Annotated in this window: 16 protein-coding genes and 1 pseudogene; 10 read left to right on the forward strand and 7 right to left on the reverse strand. The window is 43.6% G+C overall.

What is annotated here, in order from left to right:
* Positions 1 to 293 precede the first annotated feature (293 nt).
* The 4 genes from BK127_RS37765 to BK127_RS37780 all read right to left on the reverse strand — a co-directional run bounded on the left by BK127_RS37765 (position 294) and on the right by BK127_RS37780 (position 3,633).
* Complete coding sequence (locus BK127_RS37765; protein WP_076237845.1) at positions 294 to 845, reverse strand: 2'-5' RNA ligase family protein; 552 nt, start codon at positions 843 to 845, stop codon at positions 294 to 296.
* A 130-nt stretch (positions 846 to 975) separates the two neighbouring features.
* Complete coding sequence (locus BK127_RS37770; RefSeq protein ID WP_256711618.1) at positions 976 to 1,932, reverse strand: IS110 family transposase; 957 nt, start codon at positions 1,930 to 1,932, stop codon at positions 976 to 978.
* Between the two features lie 530 nt (positions 1,933 to 2,462).
* Positions 2,463 to 3,149 carry a zf-HC2 domain-containing protein gene (locus tag BK127_RS37775; RefSeq protein WP_076237846.1) on the reverse strand — a complete coding sequence of 229 codons (687 nt, stop codon included), beginning with the start codon at positions 3,147 to 3,149 and terminating at the stop codon, positions 2,463 to 2,465.
* A gap of 4 nt (positions 3,150 to 3,153) precedes the next feature.
* Complete coding sequence (locus BK127_RS37780; protein ID WP_076237847.1) at positions 3,154 to 3,633, reverse strand: RNA polymerase sigma factor; 480 nt, start codon at positions 3,631 to 3,633, stop codon at positions 3,154 to 3,156.
* A gap of 362 nt (positions 3,634 to 3,995) precedes the next feature.
* On the opposite strand from BK127_RS37780, the pseudogene BK127_RS37785 reads away from it, so the two are divergent.
* A pseudogene (locus BK127_RS37785) lies at positions 3,996 to 4,183 on the forward strand (IS110 family transposase); the annotation flags it as partial.
* A 327-nt stretch (positions 4,184 to 4,510) separates the two neighbouring features.
* Here the strand turns inward: BK127_RS37785 and BK127_RS37790 are convergent.
* On the reverse strand, positions 4,511 to 5,392 hold the full coding sequence (locus BK127_RS37790) for a helix-turn-helix domain-containing protein (RefSeq protein WP_076237849.1): 882 nt from the start codon (positions 5,390 to 5,392) through the stop codon (positions 4,511 to 4,513).
* 188 nt (positions 5,393 to 5,580) lie between these two features.
* Here BK127_RS37790 and BK127_RS45210 point away from each other — a divergent pair, with 188 nt between their 5' ends.
* The 3 genes from BK127_RS45210 to BK127_RS37800 all read left to right on the forward strand — a co-directional run bounded on the left by BK127_RS45210 (position 5,581) and on the right by BK127_RS37800 (position 7,549).
* Positions 5,581 to 5,943 (forward strand): hypothetical protein, encoded by a 363-nt coding sequence (locus BK127_RS45210; protein WP_256711619.1) that lies wholly within the window; start codon positions 5,581 to 5,583, stop codon positions 5,941 to 5,943.
* Positions 5,940 to 6,716, forward strand: coding sequence for an IS4 family transposase (locus BK127_RS37795; protein WP_256711620.1), 777 nt, complete (start codon positions 5,940 to 5,942; stop codon positions 6,714 to 6,716). Before BK127_RS45210 ends, BK127_RS37795 begins: the two co-directional genes overlap by 4 nt.
* Before the next feature lie 155 nt (positions 6,717 to 6,871).
* A complete protein-coding gene (locus BK127_RS37800) occupies positions 6,872 to 7,549 on the forward strand; it encodes an HAD family hydrolase (protein WP_076237850.1) in 678 nt (225 codons plus the stop codon).
* A 156-nt stretch (positions 7,550 to 7,705) separates the two neighbouring features.
* On the opposite strand, the gene BK127_RS37805 is transcribed toward BK127_RS37800, so the two are convergent.
* Positions 7,706 to 8,608: a LysR family transcriptional regulator gene (locus tag BK127_RS37805; RefSeq protein ID WP_076237851.1), complete on the reverse strand. Its 903-nt coding sequence runs from the start codon at positions 8,606 to 8,608 to the stop codon at positions 7,706 to 7,708.
* Between the two features lie 195 nt (positions 8,609 to 8,803).
* Here BK127_RS37805 and BK127_RS37810 point away from each other — a divergent pair, with 195 nt between their 5' ends.
* Both BK127_RS37810 and BK127_RS37815 read left to right on the forward strand, forming a co-directional pair.
* Positions 8,804 to 9,271 (forward strand): DinB family protein, encoded by a 468-nt coding sequence (locus tag BK127_RS37810; protein ID WP_076237852.1) that lies wholly within the window; start codon positions 8,804 to 8,806, stop codon positions 9,269 to 9,271.
* A gap of 72 nt (positions 9,272 to 9,343) precedes the next feature.
* Positions 9,344 to 9,751: a nuclear transport factor 2 family protein gene (locus tag BK127_RS37815; protein WP_076237853.1), complete on the forward strand. Its 408-nt coding sequence runs from the start codon at positions 9,344 to 9,346 to the stop codon at positions 9,749 to 9,751.
* Between the two features lie 105 nt (positions 9,752 to 9,856).
* Here BK127_RS37815 and BK127_RS37820 read toward each other — a convergent pair whose 3' ends face one another.
* On the reverse strand, positions 9,857 to 10,240 hold the full coding sequence (locus BK127_RS37820) for a hypothetical protein (protein ID WP_179097747.1): 384 nt from the start codon (positions 10,238 to 10,240) through the stop codon (positions 9,857 to 9,859).
* Between the two features lie 174 nt (positions 10,241 to 10,414).
* On the opposite strand from BK127_RS37820, the gene BK127_RS37825 reads away from it, so the two are divergent.
* The 4 genes from BK127_RS37825 to BK127_RS37840 are packed head-to-tail and all read left to right on the forward strand — an operon-like array spanning position 10,415 to position 13,959.
* A complete protein-coding gene (locus BK127_RS37825) occupies positions 10,415 to 10,828 on the forward strand; it encodes a BlaI/MecI/CopY family transcriptional regulator (RefSeq protein ID WP_076237854.1) in 414 nt (137 codons plus the stop codon).
* Entirely contained in the window at positions 10,825 to 12,360 is a 1,536-nt protein-coding gene (locus BK127_RS37830; RefSeq protein ID WP_076237855.1) for a M56 family metallopeptidase, read from the forward strand. Before BK127_RS37825 ends, BK127_RS37830 begins: the two co-directional genes overlap by 4 nt.
* Positions 12,361 to 12,400: 40 nt before the next feature.
* Positions 12,401 to 13,129, forward strand: a complete 729-nt coding sequence (locus tag BK127_RS37835; RefSeq protein ID WP_076237856.1) for a hypothetical protein — start codon at positions 12,401 to 12,403, stop codon at positions 13,127 to 13,129.
* Complete coding sequence (locus BK127_RS37840) at positions 13,126 to 13,959, forward strand: hypothetical protein (protein WP_076237857.1); 834 nt, start codon at positions 13,126 to 13,128, stop codon at positions 13,957 to 13,959. Before BK127_RS37835 ends, BK127_RS37840 begins: the two co-directional genes overlap by 4 nt.

Below are 13,959 nucleotides of genomic sequence, written 5' to 3' on the forward strand. Positions count from 1 at the left end.
CTATAAATGCCGTTACCTTTTCATTCTGATAGATGATATCCCTTTGTTTTGTTCCCTGATTAGGTCGCTCGATACCCGAAACACGACAAAATGGACATTCGTATCCTTCGGGCCTATGTGAAAATGATGCTGTCATCTTTCTCATTCAACTCCATCCATATTTCTCCAACCAGTTATTAGACGCAGGCAACTTCTGTTCGTTGCGTTATTCTCCCGTTGAGAAAACGGCAGCCATGTCCGCTACCGTTTCTTAGTGTTCCTTGAGCTATCGTATCCGTTCAATAACTAAATCTTTATTGGTTACCTCCCGTTAACTTCACTCTATGGAGCAGATGAACAATTACATTTTCATTTGAATGTTCAAGGGAATAAACCGACATCGTATCAAGTTCAAATTCTTGTGGTAATTTCAATGACAATAATTCGGTGATTTCCCCTTCTGTCATTGAAGAACGACTACATAATGTACAATGTGGTTTATAGGGAAATTGATTTGTTGAAAATCGAATATTTGACTCGTTTATTTGGTTATGGAAATTATGAAGTGGTACTTCGTCTTGTAGTGAGAAAAAGAAAATATCAGTTTTTGGGAATCGCATCACATCACCAAAAGTGGCTTTTATTGGTTTAATCATCGAAGCGATTTCATTTAATGTTAGAAATACCTGAGTAGGGTCTTGGTCATATTGAATTACCCCATTACCACTTGAACCAGCAATCGTTATTTCGGCAGGGAGAGACATCCGAAATTCATCTTTAAATTGCGACCTTAAATTCATAATTTGCTCAGAAATTCCGACTGGTAAATCCAATACTACATATGTATCATGTTTAAAATTTTCCATTGGATTAACCCTCCTTTTCTATGCAATTTTTCCAATAGTATCACAATTTAGCTAATTATCAACAGTTATTTACTCTACTATGCTGCCCGTCCCTCGGTTTTAAGGGTTTATTTCACATATACTCACTCATTCACAGGATTTTGACACCTTGGTTTTGCAGATATTGTTCAGGAGAGCGCTCATCAAGGATCGAACGTAATTGCTTGGCGATTGGAATACTGATAAGCAATTTTTCAATATCCTTTTCAATTGTATCTAGTACTCCTACAATCCGTTCAAACTCTTCTAATAACCGCTTGAAGTCCTGTTTCGCTTCAAGAAGAGCGGTAGTGTCACCTATACTTTGTTTAGCTGTAGCAATTAGCTGAGCAGCTTTTTGCATGCCGGTAGAGCCAGCGGCACGCTTCATATGTTTCCTCCAGGCTGTAATCACTTCGGATACGGAAAGCAAATCTATTTCTTGCGGAGAAGGAAATTCCTTAAGAGTGGCCAATGATCGCTTGCATGTCCAGTCTTTAAAGACGGAGAAATACTCTGGGAAACGTATGTCTAACCAGCGAATAATCCGGTTCTGCAACCTCACACTATTCGTTACCCAAAATTCCCGATCACTCATAATCGTTTGCAACCTTTGAAAGACATCAGCGTGCCGAGCGAAATCATAGTAGAAACCTCGACTAACCACATCAGCAATGACGAGTGCATCCTTCGGATCACTCTTGGAGGGGGAATTATCGCGGTTTTCCTTGTTTCGCTTGGTGGTAGCTGGATTCACCATGACAACATCTTTGCCCTTGTCAGCAAGCCAATTAGCAAGGTTATATCCATAGTGTCCCGTTAGTTCCATTCCGATTATGACGTTCTTTAAATGATGCTTCTGCCCAATCTCATGGATCCATCGCTCTAATTTCATATAACCTTCAATTGTATTTGAGAAAGAAAGATGCCTCTTAGTAAGTATGATTCCTCGAAAATTTGTTGCTTGTGCGACATATGTTTCTTTCGCTATATCGATTCCCACAATGAGGTGAGTCGTGGAAATTCGTTCGATCCGTTGATTTTGACCGTCAGATTGCTTAAACTTCATAATAAGAGCCCTCCTTGATGGTGTTGGGTTAAACCCTTTGACAAACCCATCATACCGAGGCGCTCCTTTTCTTTCAAAGTCCATTTATTAGGACTAACAGGAATGTTTAGCCATACATGTAGCGCAAAGATCAGCGCTGCACCAAAAATGGATAACATCTGTCAATACTTCTACTATGGCTGGGAGAAGAATGTCTATAAACTATGGTGCCATTAGAGCCCAACCGTTAGTCTGACTCCAACCGTCACGGTACATCACAGACTGTCGCACCCAATATGGATAGCACTTATGGGAGATTAATCCTTTTTGACTGGTTGCACCAGCCTTACCTTTGTTTTTCGAAGAAAGTCGCTTTACTACCACCAACTCCATTATGATCAAGTAGAAGCTCAGCCTTTTTTTAAAAAGTGTTTTCCTGGATCTACTTTAATTTGCCGTTTTTTTAGAACCAGAACTTTTTAATTTTCATGGGAGCTTAATGATAATCCCTTTTTTTCTTTTGGGGATACTTATTCGGCTCTCGAAGCTATTCACTCGTGACGAAACTTCTCTGCTTCAACCTCTTCACTAGCAGATGGCAAATCCATCCCCTTTTTCCAAATTAAAATGTCCTCACCTGACGTTCTAAAATAGATAGCTTTAATTTCTGCATCATCACCATATTTCTCTTTATACACATAACTCTCATGTTCCAATGTCTCATACATTTCTAAAAACCTCTCCGATAAAGCCCTTGTTTTGATAATGGGTCGAAGCGGAGTTAAATAAAAATTCCCATCTTCGTCCATATTATAGTCGATGCGGTTTAAGCTATAACCATCTGTCAACTTGGCATGGTAGACAATTCTGCCATCCGATAACTTGCTTACCTCAGTAATTTTAATTACATCAGCAGGCACCTTCATAATCTCCCACTGAGATAGGCATACATATCCCCCAAACAGTACGGCGGCAGCGAGTAGCCCAATAATTAACGATTTTAGTTTAGAACGTCGCCAGAGAACGGTAATCCCTTTAATCGCTGCGGCCTCGTTATAATTGTTCATGACTTCTGCTTCAGGTAAGTGGAGAGCCGTCTTGATTGTTTCCAGTTCCAATCTACAGTGTTGGCATTCCGCAAGATGTGCTTCAACCAATCTAACGCTTTCAGCGCTGCATACCTTATCATAATACAATGGCAGCAAATCTTTAATAATCTCACACGATATTTTTTCCATCACATTAATCCTCCTTCAGCAGGTCTTGTACTTTTCGTTTGGCTCGGTGGAATGTAACCCTTGACCAACTTTCTGTTTTCTCAAATATTTGGCTAATCTGGGCAAACGACAATTCTCCAAACACCCTTAAAGTAAACACTTCTTTATAAGGTTCCTCTAAACCATGCAAAGCTTTATGAATTCGGAAAGCCTCTTCCTTATCAAGCAACAATTTTTCGATGCTGTTCTCACTTGCTGCTTCAGTTATATCATGAGCCACAAACCGCTTTTGCTTTTCCGAATAGGAGAAGTATGTGTTTTTGGCAATTTGGCAAAGCCAAACATTAATTTTACAATGGCCTTTAAATTGATGAATGCTGCTTAATGCTTTAAAAAAGGTTTCCTGTGTTACCTCTTCAGCGACTGTCGTATCTCTGCTAAGCGACAAGACAAATCTGTAAACATCCTTGAAATATTGATTGTATATATTCTCAAAATCCGTCACATTCTCACCTCCTCCAGATATAAGACTTGACTATGGACGATTCGTTACAATGTTTATGAAAAAAAATAAGCAGGCCTTGAGCCTGCTGTTCGTAAAACATAAATGTACTCGTTATTAAGTGACCTGTTTATACATTGCGCCATTGAACTAACGTGTCCCGTTAGTCATCCATGCAGCGCAAGACCAGCGCTGCACCACAGAGGATGAAAATGGATAAAATCCGTCCATACTTCTACTACGGCTGGGTGAGGAAGGTCGATCAACTATGGTGCGTTAGAGCCCATCCGTTAGTCTGACTCATCCTATTTTGGTTGTTGCAGCACCAGCCCCCAATATTTAAAGCCGCAGAAAGGACAAATTCAATGGATATACTCATTGAGCGCGCATGGGCATGGATGTTCATAAGGATTCCATTACTGCATGTACAATGACACTCGAAGGAAAGGAGATTCAAACGTTCTCTACTAAAACCGTATTTCTACTCCAGTTAATTGACTGGATTAAAAACCATGGTTGTACCCACGTAGCGATGGAGAGTACAGGCTTATATAATTCAATCATTTCAACACCAACCTTTCACCATTTAATAATAAGCTAATTACCGATGAGGGCAAAGGTGAAAAATTGCATACTTGTTTCGTCTTGATTTTGAATAATTTTCGGGGGAAGGTAACATGTTAATACCAGTTAACTCAAGTTTTTGGAGGAGAGCTAATTTTGACAGCAGAACAAACTAAACAAATTGAACAGATAAACAAATTAGACGATAAACTTACACGCTTACAAACGTAAGCGTCAAAGAGCGCCCCCTGAAAGACAGGTAGGCGCTCTTTGACACATATGAATCAGCTTAATTATTAATTGCTTTACTCAACAATTAGATTTCCTCTTCAAAGGACAAGTTTAATGGCTCATCCAATAACTCTGATTGCTTCTCTAAATTAGTTGTTTCCACATTTTTATCCACTTCTTCAAAGGTAAACTGATCCACCCACACATGACCTTGTCCTGACAAAATAATTCCGAATGCTATAATCGAACTATCTGAGGGAACATCCAAAACGATGGAGTAGCGGTTCCAGTTTGTATTCCCTTTTATTGAACGATTGCTCATATTATCGAACTGTAATACATCTCCATAAGCATTATCAACTCTCATCCACATACTACTAAACGACTTAACATCTTTGGTCTTTAAAAAACAAGAAAGTCTAATTCTCTTCCCTCTAAACCTATCCGCTTTAAATTGTTGCATCATTGTAGAGAAGCTTGAATCATCAAGTACCGTTTTAGATTTTAAATAGCCTGATGCTTTTCCTTGATGAACAATTTCACGATCAATACCCATTTCATAATTAAATTGGTCTGTTCCGCTTAAAAACCAGCCTTTTACTTGCTTATCCATATAAGATTCCTCCTTATTTTTTAGCATACTTGACATCAGTTTTCGATATTGTCCAGGTGGCAAATGATAATACTTTTTGAAGGCTCTTGTAAAAGCTTCCTGAGACTCAAAATGATAATACAATGCAATATCCAAAATCCGTTCGTTTGTGTAGAGCAAAGCCGTCGAAGCATTTGCCAAACGTCTCATCCGAATATACTCGGTTATAGACATCCCAACCACTGAACAAAAAATTCGATGGAAATGAAATTTAGAAAATCCTGCTTGCTCCGCTATATCATCAATCATTAGCGATTCATGCAACCGTTCTTCAATATAGGCGATATTTTTTTTTATAATGCCTTCATAATGCAAAGAATGTTCCCTCCCTTCATTAATAGAATAGCAAAAGAAAAAGGGGATTTTTTGATTATTTTTGCGGATGTTTACATTTTTAAATATTTAACATCAGACCTGTTGAATAACCACTAAATGGTAGAAAAAGAGCCGCCAAATCGGTAAAATGTTTGTACCCCCACAAACTCCCGAAAGGTGGCGACTCCATGAAAAAGTCTACCACGATCCTGTCTATTCTTCAATCCGTTTTGACCCAAGAAGAGGTCGAATCCGTCGTTAAAGAGGTGGGATACGAAGATAAAGCTCGTAAATTTACGGTGCACCAGTTATTACAATATTGGTGCACAGCCGCTTATGAAGAATGGCCGAGTTATCGCACAGGTGCCGACCGGGCTTCCCTCAGTGGCTTGTCGGAAGTTCATTATTCCCGGTTTTCAAGTAAAGCGTCCGAAGTACCGTTTGCCGTATTTAAGGAACTCCTTCATTTACTTATCCGTAAGTGCAACCGGGAAACCCGGCGAAAACTGCTTTCCCGAAGGAACTGCTGCTCATCGACTCCACCACGGTGACGGTAGGTAAAACACGTTTACCTTGGGCTCCTTATCATGGCGAACGAGCAGGTATCAAATTGCATGTGGCCCTTCGGGCCGAGACGCAGCAACCGCTGCAAGTTGTGGAAACCGTCGGCTCTCGACACGACGGGCCGGTGAGTGAAAGCCTGACTCAGTCCTCTTTCATCCTGGTGATGGACCGGGCATATGGCAAGCTGGAGCGTCTGGATCGCTACAAAATAGACGGACAATCCTTTGTCATTCGCCTACGCGACAATATCCATCTGGAAAAACCAAAAGCATTACGTCGCCAAAGCCCGACGGATTCTCCGGTCATTCGAGACATCACCTGCCAGCTCGGAACCCCTCAATGCTGTTCGGAAAAGCGCCATCGGGTCGTGATCTTTCGAGATTTCGAAGGCCGTGAAATCCGAGTGGTGACCGATTTGATGCAAGTGACAGCAGAACAAATCGCGCAGATGTACAAAGCTCGCTGGCAGATCGAAGTCTTTTTCCGCTGGATCAAGCAGCATTTAAACTTGGCTACGCTATTCGGCACCACCGAAAATGCCGTATATGGCCAATTATTTTCTGTTTTAATCGTCTATGTCTTGCTCACCTGGTTATTTGACACCGTTTCCTCGGGAATGCCTCGGCATGCAAGGCTCTCGTTTGTTCAGTTTTCACGCTTTTTCGTTCTTGGTAAGTTACCCGTTGAATGGATCGTTTGTATTCAGCGCTTCATTCAAACGTATGTCTCTGTTGAGATTAGAGTTACAAAATCTGGTTAATCAACAGGTCTGACAAAAACCGTTTCTTTTCCTCAACTCCTCAATGGACTAATTTGAAGCATTTTGTTGGAAAAATTGTTTGTATTTAGTTCATTATATGTGATAAAGTTTCACAGAGAAATAGATTACAAAGTTGATTGAGGAGTGGGGTCTAGATGGTAAAGGCTGTTTTCTTTGATTTGTTTGAGACACTCATAACAGAAAGGGAAAATGGGAGGACTATAGAGTTTGGCACTCCAGACAGCGTTTCTCCTGGACCGTCACTAGGGATTAGTGAAGAATTATTTGAACGGGAATGGGTTGCCAGAAGACCAGGAAGGTTAAATGGATATTTCGAAGATTACTTCATGGTATTGAAAGACATTTGTCATACGCTGAATATTGATGTTGATGATGCAACCCTTCATTCACTTAATGAAAAACGAGTATCCACGAAGCTACTACTCTATCGTCAAATTGAACCAAATATACTTAAGTTGCTTGAAGAATTAAAGCGAAGAGGTATCAAAATTGGATTAATTAGTAACTGCTCATCAGAAGAAATTCATGGTCTTTTTGATAGTGCTTTGGTAAGTTTTATTGATGAACTTGTACTTTCTTGCCAAGTCAAATGCTCTAAGCCACACAAAGAAATTTACATGTTGGCTTGCGATAAACTAAAAGTAGAACCTTCCGAAACCATATTTATTGGTGATGGAGGTGCAAACGAACTTGTGGGTGCAACTAACGCAGGTATTAAGGCTTATCGTGCTACTTGGTTTATGAATAGAGGAACTAAAGCTGATGAATTTCAGCAAATTGCAGACCCCATGCATGTTCTTGAGCTAATCTGAAACCTTGTAATGGACTAAATCCTGCTTATTTCATTGAAGTAACGAGAAACGTTAGAGTTGAATAATAGAAAAAAACAGACCAACTGTATTTTTCAGTTTTGGTCTGTTTTTTGTTGATGCTCCCACCAAAAAATACATTGAATACATGTAAACTATCTATGAAGACTTCGCATGATTGATAGCGGTCTCGATGTAGGCTCTCAAAGTCTTGATGAACGTGCGCATGGCGTATCCGACATATCTGTCGCTGCGGTAGATCAGACAAATGTCCTGAGAAGGCGTAGGATTCCTCAGGTGCACGACTTTGATGTCTGTATTGTGAAGATTATCCAGTAGCAATCGCGGCAGAACACAGGTACCAACTCCGCTCTGTACCATCTGTAGGAGAGAGGATAACGTTGTCGTCACCATATGCGGCTGTAGAGTAAATCCGTTGTCCATGCAAAAGCGGTCGATCAGCTTGCGGCATTGATGGTCGGGTGGGAACATCACCATCTTCAAGGCATGCAGCTTGTTCAAGGGGATGAAGTTCTCCGCAGCAAGGGGATCCTTCATACTTACCGCCAATGAGAACTCCTCATGAAACAGGGGAATTGATGTGAGACGTTCATCGATAACAGGTCCAATGGTTACGCCGACATCGATGCTTCGGTCCAGAACTTGTTCTGTTACTTTCATGGTTTCCAGAAGGGACAGCGAGATGGTGGGATAGGTCTGATGGAAGTTCAGTAGCAAGGCATTAAACATGAGATCCGCGTCACCGGGCAAGACGCCGATGGATAGCGATCCGCCTTGCATCTGCTTCAGGTCAGCAATGGCGTCGCTCGCTTGCTGCAGATGTCCGAACACGGCAGTACCATGTTGATGAAGAATCGCTCCGGCTTCTGTAAGGACAATTGTTTTTCCCACACGATCGAATAACAGAACCCCTAATTCTTCTTCCAATCTCCGTATCTGCTGGCTGATGTTGGGTGCGCTGACTCCCATTTTTTCGGCTGCTCTCGTGAAGTGAAGCTCTTCACAAATCGCCATAAAATACTGTAGTTGTTTTAGCTCCATAGCTTACACCTGCTTTCAATTGCATCGCTGAATGCATGTTCAAGGATTATTGTCACTCCATCTTCTTTAACTGTCAATAATAATCGTTAACTCATACTTAACGTTCCGGTAATGTCCACTGCATTGATGGAAAGTTCCATGAGACCTATACTTGGAACATATCAAGCGCTTCTCATTACAAAGGAGGAAATCAACATGTCTGAAATGATTATTAACACAGCAAAAATCGTGCGTCAAGTGGTACTGCAGCAGGTGCAAGCTATCCAAGAGGAATTGTTCGACATTCAATCGGCAGGATTCAACAATACAATTCGTTGGAATGTCGGCCATATGATTTATTGGATGGATAAGTATTCTAGCCTAAGCTTCAGCTCTCCGTCGGCCATACCGAGCTCGTATGATACGCTGTATAACTCTGGGACAAAGCCCTTGGACTGGACGTTTGCTCCACCATCGAAGGAAGAGTTAGTCGAGATGCTTTCGGCCCAGCTTTCACGCCTATCTGAGCTGACACCTGAAATGCTGGGCGAGAAGCTTTCAACTCCGTATGCTTTGGGACCGTTCCAATTCAACACCTCCGGCGAGTTGTTCAACTTCGCTCTAATTCACGAAGCCATTCACCTTGGAACGATATCGAGCCAGCTAAAGGTCCTATCGCGCTAACCGATGAAAAGCAAGAGTTCTTTTTCATGGTACCTAAACAATCAGACAATAATTCTTTAGGAGGGTGCTTTCATGGGAAAATCTGTAGGCTCAGTCCCATCCCGAACTTGCGAAGTATTTGATGCTTTTAAACAGGCTTTCGAAACAGGGCATACAATCGATTTTCTCAAAAAGGTTACGGAAGGCTTTCATTTCTTCGTTCCGCTCCCGCTAGAGGGGTGGAATTACGAGCAGCAAGGCAAAGAGCGGTTCGAGGAATTGATCAGGTTCGAGCGTTCAGTACTGCAGGTGCAGTTGACTCCGCTCATCGTGCTTGAGAATGAGGACAACGGGATGGTGGTATTTCGCGCGGAAGGTTCGTTGAATGGGCGGCCTTATCGCAATGAGCTTGCGGTCGTTTTCGAGTTCGAGGCAGAGCAGGTCCGCTCCTTCCGCGAATATGTAGGTATGCCGTTAAAAAACTACGAGACCCCATCATAGATACTATTATGAACGGAAATCTTATACTTCTAAAAAGCTGTCGAGAGCTTCCGACAGCTTTTAGTCAATCCAATTTATTGGGGAGGAGCCAATTCACACAAAGGTCTATTCACCATATTCGGTCCAGTATTTCTCTAAACGTTTTTTTAGCATAGCGTCAAGATCTTTGCCGTCCTCTTTCACATCTATTTCTGCCAACACAATGGCCTGCCCTAAAGGTCCGCTCATTCCCCGAGAACCTCCTCCCATACCTAGCTCTGGTAGCCATTCTTGCTGGGAGTACCAGCGCTCTGCGTAATCTTTGGTTCCACCTGCATTTTTCACGATATACAGCCGATGCAGGATGCTAGCATCATCCCGATAGTCATAGTAAACATAACCCTTTTCCTTAAGCGCATCCGTAATATTGATTTTTTTGCCGTCGACGCTTACAATGAGCCGTCCCCAAGACTCTTTAACTACCCAATCGCCATTATTTTCGTCACCCATTGAAGTTCTATGATTTCCAACAATTTCAAAGCTAAATATGGCAGATGTGTCTCGGGGACCCGCCTGAGGTAAATTGACTATAACAATAGTCCAATTACGATCCGATAATATTATAGAGTAAAAAATTTGTTTAGATAGACTACTCGTTTAGTCTGTTTGAAAGGAGTAGAATGCATGCCGGGCAAAGATCACCTGATTACGCCTTCCGAGCTTATTGTGATGAAAGTGATTTGGAAGGAACAGCCGTGTACAGCGTCCAATATTGTTGAGCACATCTCCAAACAGTCTGATTGGCACTTCCGGACAATCAAGACGCTGCTGCGGAATCTGGTCGCGAAGCAGGCCGTTGGCTTCCACGTGGATGTGCATGACAGTCGTGTATATCATTATTACGCGTTAATCCAGGAAGAAGATTATCTCAAGCAGGAGCGCGAGCAGTTTTTGAAGCTGTATTATGACGGGAGTATGAGCACCTTGCTAACAGGCTTTCTTAAGGACAGCAGCATGACCCCGGAGGAAGTACAGCAGCTGAGAAGCCTGCTAAACCGCCGCATGGGTGAACAAGGTGAGGGCGGGAACACGAAATGATGCTGCTGCATGTGATTGTCATGAAAGTGCTGGATCTGACCCTGTCCGCTTCCGTCCTTGTCATGGTTGTGCTTGCTTTGCGCCGTTTCGGCGCGGGATGGGTGAGTCCGCGCGTAATGCTGTGGCTGTGGCTTATTTTACTGGTCAAATTAGCCGTTCCATTCAACGTACCTAGTCCTTTCAGCATCGAGAACTGGACAGATACTTTGTTTTATCATCATCCGTACAGTGTCAACAGGGCATTGGAGGCTGCAGGGGACGGGTGGAATGAAGCACAGGAAGCGTGGGCAAATCACTGGGGGACCCTGGACAGCGGCTATCCCTCCGGACGGAAGGCAGACGGTATCACAGCGGATAAGGCGGGTTGGGTTCCTGATCCGGCTGTTGTTAAGCTGCGCAGGCAAAGTGACGGATTCCAGAGCATTTTAACGGGAGCGGGCCTTATATGGCTTGGGGGATTCATTGTTACCCTCACACTTGGGGCAATCAGGAGTCGTAAGGCGCGCCGTCTGGCTGCCAATGCGCTTCCCTGTGAAGATATGCAGGTATTGAGCCTGTTTCAGCAATGCAAGGAAGAGGCAGGGGTGAAACAAAACGTGAGGTTGATGGTATCCGGGACGATTTATCCGGTTCTGTACGGTTTGTTCAAGCCGCGTATCCTGATTCCTTATGATTACACAACCCTTTATGATGTTGGTGAGCTGCGGCACATTTTGCTTCACGAGCTGAATCATGCCAAGCAATATGACATAGCCATCTTACGGTTGTCCGGGCTTATGCAGGCCGTATATTGGTTCAATCCGCTGATTCGTCTTGCCATAGGAAAAATCAGGGATGATGTTGAAATCAGCTGCGATGCCCGTGTTTTACGTCGGATGAATGCAGAGGAACAGCTCCTCTACGGGATGTTGTTGATCAAACAAGGCGAGCTGAACCATCGTTTTGTACATCCTGACTACGCCGGTGCACATTGGGCTGCAGGACGATCACAATTGAAGGAGCGAATTTTGAAAATTGCCGGATATGCTTCTTTCAAGAGAGGCAAACTGTCCTCCTTCATTTCTGCAGGCGTGCTCGTACTTATGTGCGGATGCTTTTTGACGGGAAATAGCCTGTATGCGGAGGGAGAGGGTAGCATCTCGGCCAACCCGACGCTTTATGTATTTTGGCTGGCCGGTGATGCCAATCCGCAAAGCATGGCGGTCATTGACAGTATCTCGAATCAAATGACGGGCACAGCTGGGCCGGACCAGGAAGCTGTCCTGCTGCTAAAAGAGGCCGTCGTGCAAAGTACATTTCGTCAGACGATGGATAAGCTGGAGTCGTTGTCAGGCCTGAAATCGGATCGGCCGGTGGTCATCCAATCGAATCGCATTCAAGAAGAGCTTGGCAGAAGAGGTCTGAATACAGGGAGACTTTGGGTGACGTTGAAACACGACTACACCTATATTAAAGCGTTCACCATTGGTTTAGGGAGAAGTACGATGGTGGATTTGACCGATTCCGGGCTGAGCGATGAAATCGAGCTTTAACTTGATTGGACACGAATTCATTTTGAATGGAGGAAGAAACATGAACATGTCTATTTCAGGCAGTGCGGAGAACTCTGCAGCAATGTATACCAGTATGCAGCTGAACAAGGCCGGACTAGACGGCCTGGGTCCAACCGGATTTGAACAATTATTAGCTCAGGTATATACACGGAATGTGACAAGCGGCCTGTCAGGATTATACGGTGTGTCCATTGGTGTAGAGTCTATTCCCAAGGGTGAGCGAGAAATTGCAAACAGAGGCAGGAGAGGAGGATTAAAGGATGTCATGATCCCGCCAAGCGTTGCGGAGAAAATGCGAAGCGACCCCGCGCTTCGAGCTAAGGTGGAGGGCGCTATCCTTCATTATGTCCATGTGGAACGACCAGATTTCACCAATAAAGATCAGCTGTACGGAATCAGAACCATAGATTCTAGCCTGATTATCCATGAGGATGGCACGTGGACCATCTGGAGCGCATCTATAGCTTCTCCCGAGGAAATGGAGAAAGGAAGGAAGATCGAGGCAGAGAAGCTGATGAAGAGAGCCGTTGAACGGCAGTTGGAAGCGATGCGTGATGGCAGCGCATGGCTGGGCATGACCGTGCAAACACCGTTTCTTACAAGCGCTATACCCGGTAATGCCTGGTCTTCACCGAGTATGAATTCGAATACTAATCTGGCTCTGCTGCAAAAGCTTACTGAAGCCAGAGCACTTCAGCGGTACTCTGCGTCAAGCTTGATTTCGACCAGAGGGGGTCTTCTTTTATGAAAATAGACTATAAATATAGTCCTATTGTTGGTCTATTGATTATGGGAAATATACCCATTTCAAAATGGACAGGTCTTGCGAATCAGAATGGAGACAAGCAGTCGAATAAGAAGCAGGACAGTCTGTCCATTAGCCGACAAGCCCTATCCTTGTCGAAGCAAAATGGAAGCAAACCATCTGTGCTTGGGAGGTTGATGGAACAGAAACAAAACATTATGGAAAGACGCCAGGAATACGTTACCCAAGCTATGGAGAAGGGTACAAGTCCGGAAGTGATACAAATGGAATTGGACGAGTTTGATACACAGCTTGAAAAAATCGATAATCAGCTGAGCAAGCTGCAGCTTGAGGAGCAGAGAAAAGCGCTGGGAATGAATGATGAGGGCAGGGAGGACGAAAAGACAAATGAGGAGACCCGGAATCCCGATGCCCCTTGCTCGAACGGAGAACAAGCCGAATCACTTGGAACACACCAGATGAAGACCCTGATATCTGCAAGTACCGGAATGAATCAGAGCAGCAGTGTGACTAGAGCTCAATTGACCCTGAACAGGGAGGCAAAATCTTGGGAGCACAGCGATCCGGCACGTTCAGCGGCGTTAAAGGACAAAGCGGAGTCGCTGAACGGCAAGCTGCTTGAGATAGCCGGGCAGGTAAATAAAATGATAGCTTCGAAGAGCAGTGAAACCAATCCAAAGGAATCCATGTTGCATGACACTTCCGAGAGCAGGGGTGACGAGGCTTCCCGGCTGGAAAGTGCTCTCACCCCTACCGTATCTGCCCCAGAGGACGAGCAGGAATATATAGTCAGTATTTCTGATGACTTTTGA

The organism is Paenibacillus sp. FSL H7-0331 (genome assembly GCF_001956045.1).

Excerpts from the sequence above, each read along its gene's own strand:
- BK127_RS37810 (WP_076237852.1), top strand. The coding sequence starts at position 8,804 with ATGTCTGAAATGATTATTAACACAGCAAAAATCGTGCGTCAAGTGGTA.
- BK127_RS37815 (WP_076237853.1), top strand. The coding sequence starts at position 9,344 with ATGGGAAAATCTGTAGGCTCAGTCCCATCCCGAACTTGCGAAGTATTT.
- BK127_RS37765 (WP_076237845.1), bottom strand. The coding sequence starts at position 845 with ATGGAAAATTTTAAACATGATACATATGTAGTATTGGATTTACCAGTC.
- BK127_RS37805 (WP_076237851.1), bottom strand. The coding sequence starts at position 8,608 with ATGGAGCTAAAACAACTACAGTATTTTATGGCGATTTGTGAAGAGCTT.
- BK127_RS37825 (WP_076237854.1), top strand. The coding sequence starts at position 10,415 with ATGCCGGGCAAAGATCACCTGATTACGCCTTCCGAGCTTATTGTGATG.
- BK127_RS37770 (WP_256711618.1), bottom strand. The coding sequence starts at position 1,932 with ATGAAGTTTAAGCAATCTGACGGTCAAAATCAACGGATCGAACGAATT.
- BK127_RS45210 (WP_256711619.1), top strand. The coding sequence starts at position 5,581 with ATGAAAAAGTCTACCACGATCCTGTCTATTCTTCAATCCGTTTTGACC.
- BK127_RS37820 (WP_179097747.1), bottom strand. The coding sequence starts at position 10,240 with ATGGGTGACGAAAATAATGGCGATTGGGTAGTTAAAGAGTCTTGGGGA.
- BK127_RS37840 (WP_076237857.1), top strand. The coding sequence starts at position 13,126 with ATGAAAATAGACTATAAATATAGTCCTATTGTTGGTCTATTGATTATG.
- BK127_RS37830 (WP_076237855.1), top strand. The coding sequence starts at position 10,825 with ATGATGCTGCTGCATGTGATTGTCATGAAAGTGCTGGATCTGACCCTG.
- BK127_RS37775 (WP_076237846.1), bottom strand. The coding sequence starts at position 3,149 with ATGGAAAAAATATCGTGTGAGATTATTAAAGATTTGCTGCCATTGTAT.
- BK127_RS37800 (WP_076237850.1), top strand. The coding sequence starts at position 6,872 with ATGGTAAAGGCTGTTTTCTTTGATTTGTTTGAGACACTCATAACAGAA.
- BK127_RS37835 (WP_076237856.1), top strand. The coding sequence starts at position 12,401 with ATGAACATGTCTATTTCAGGCAGTGCGGAGAACTCTGCAGCAATGTAT.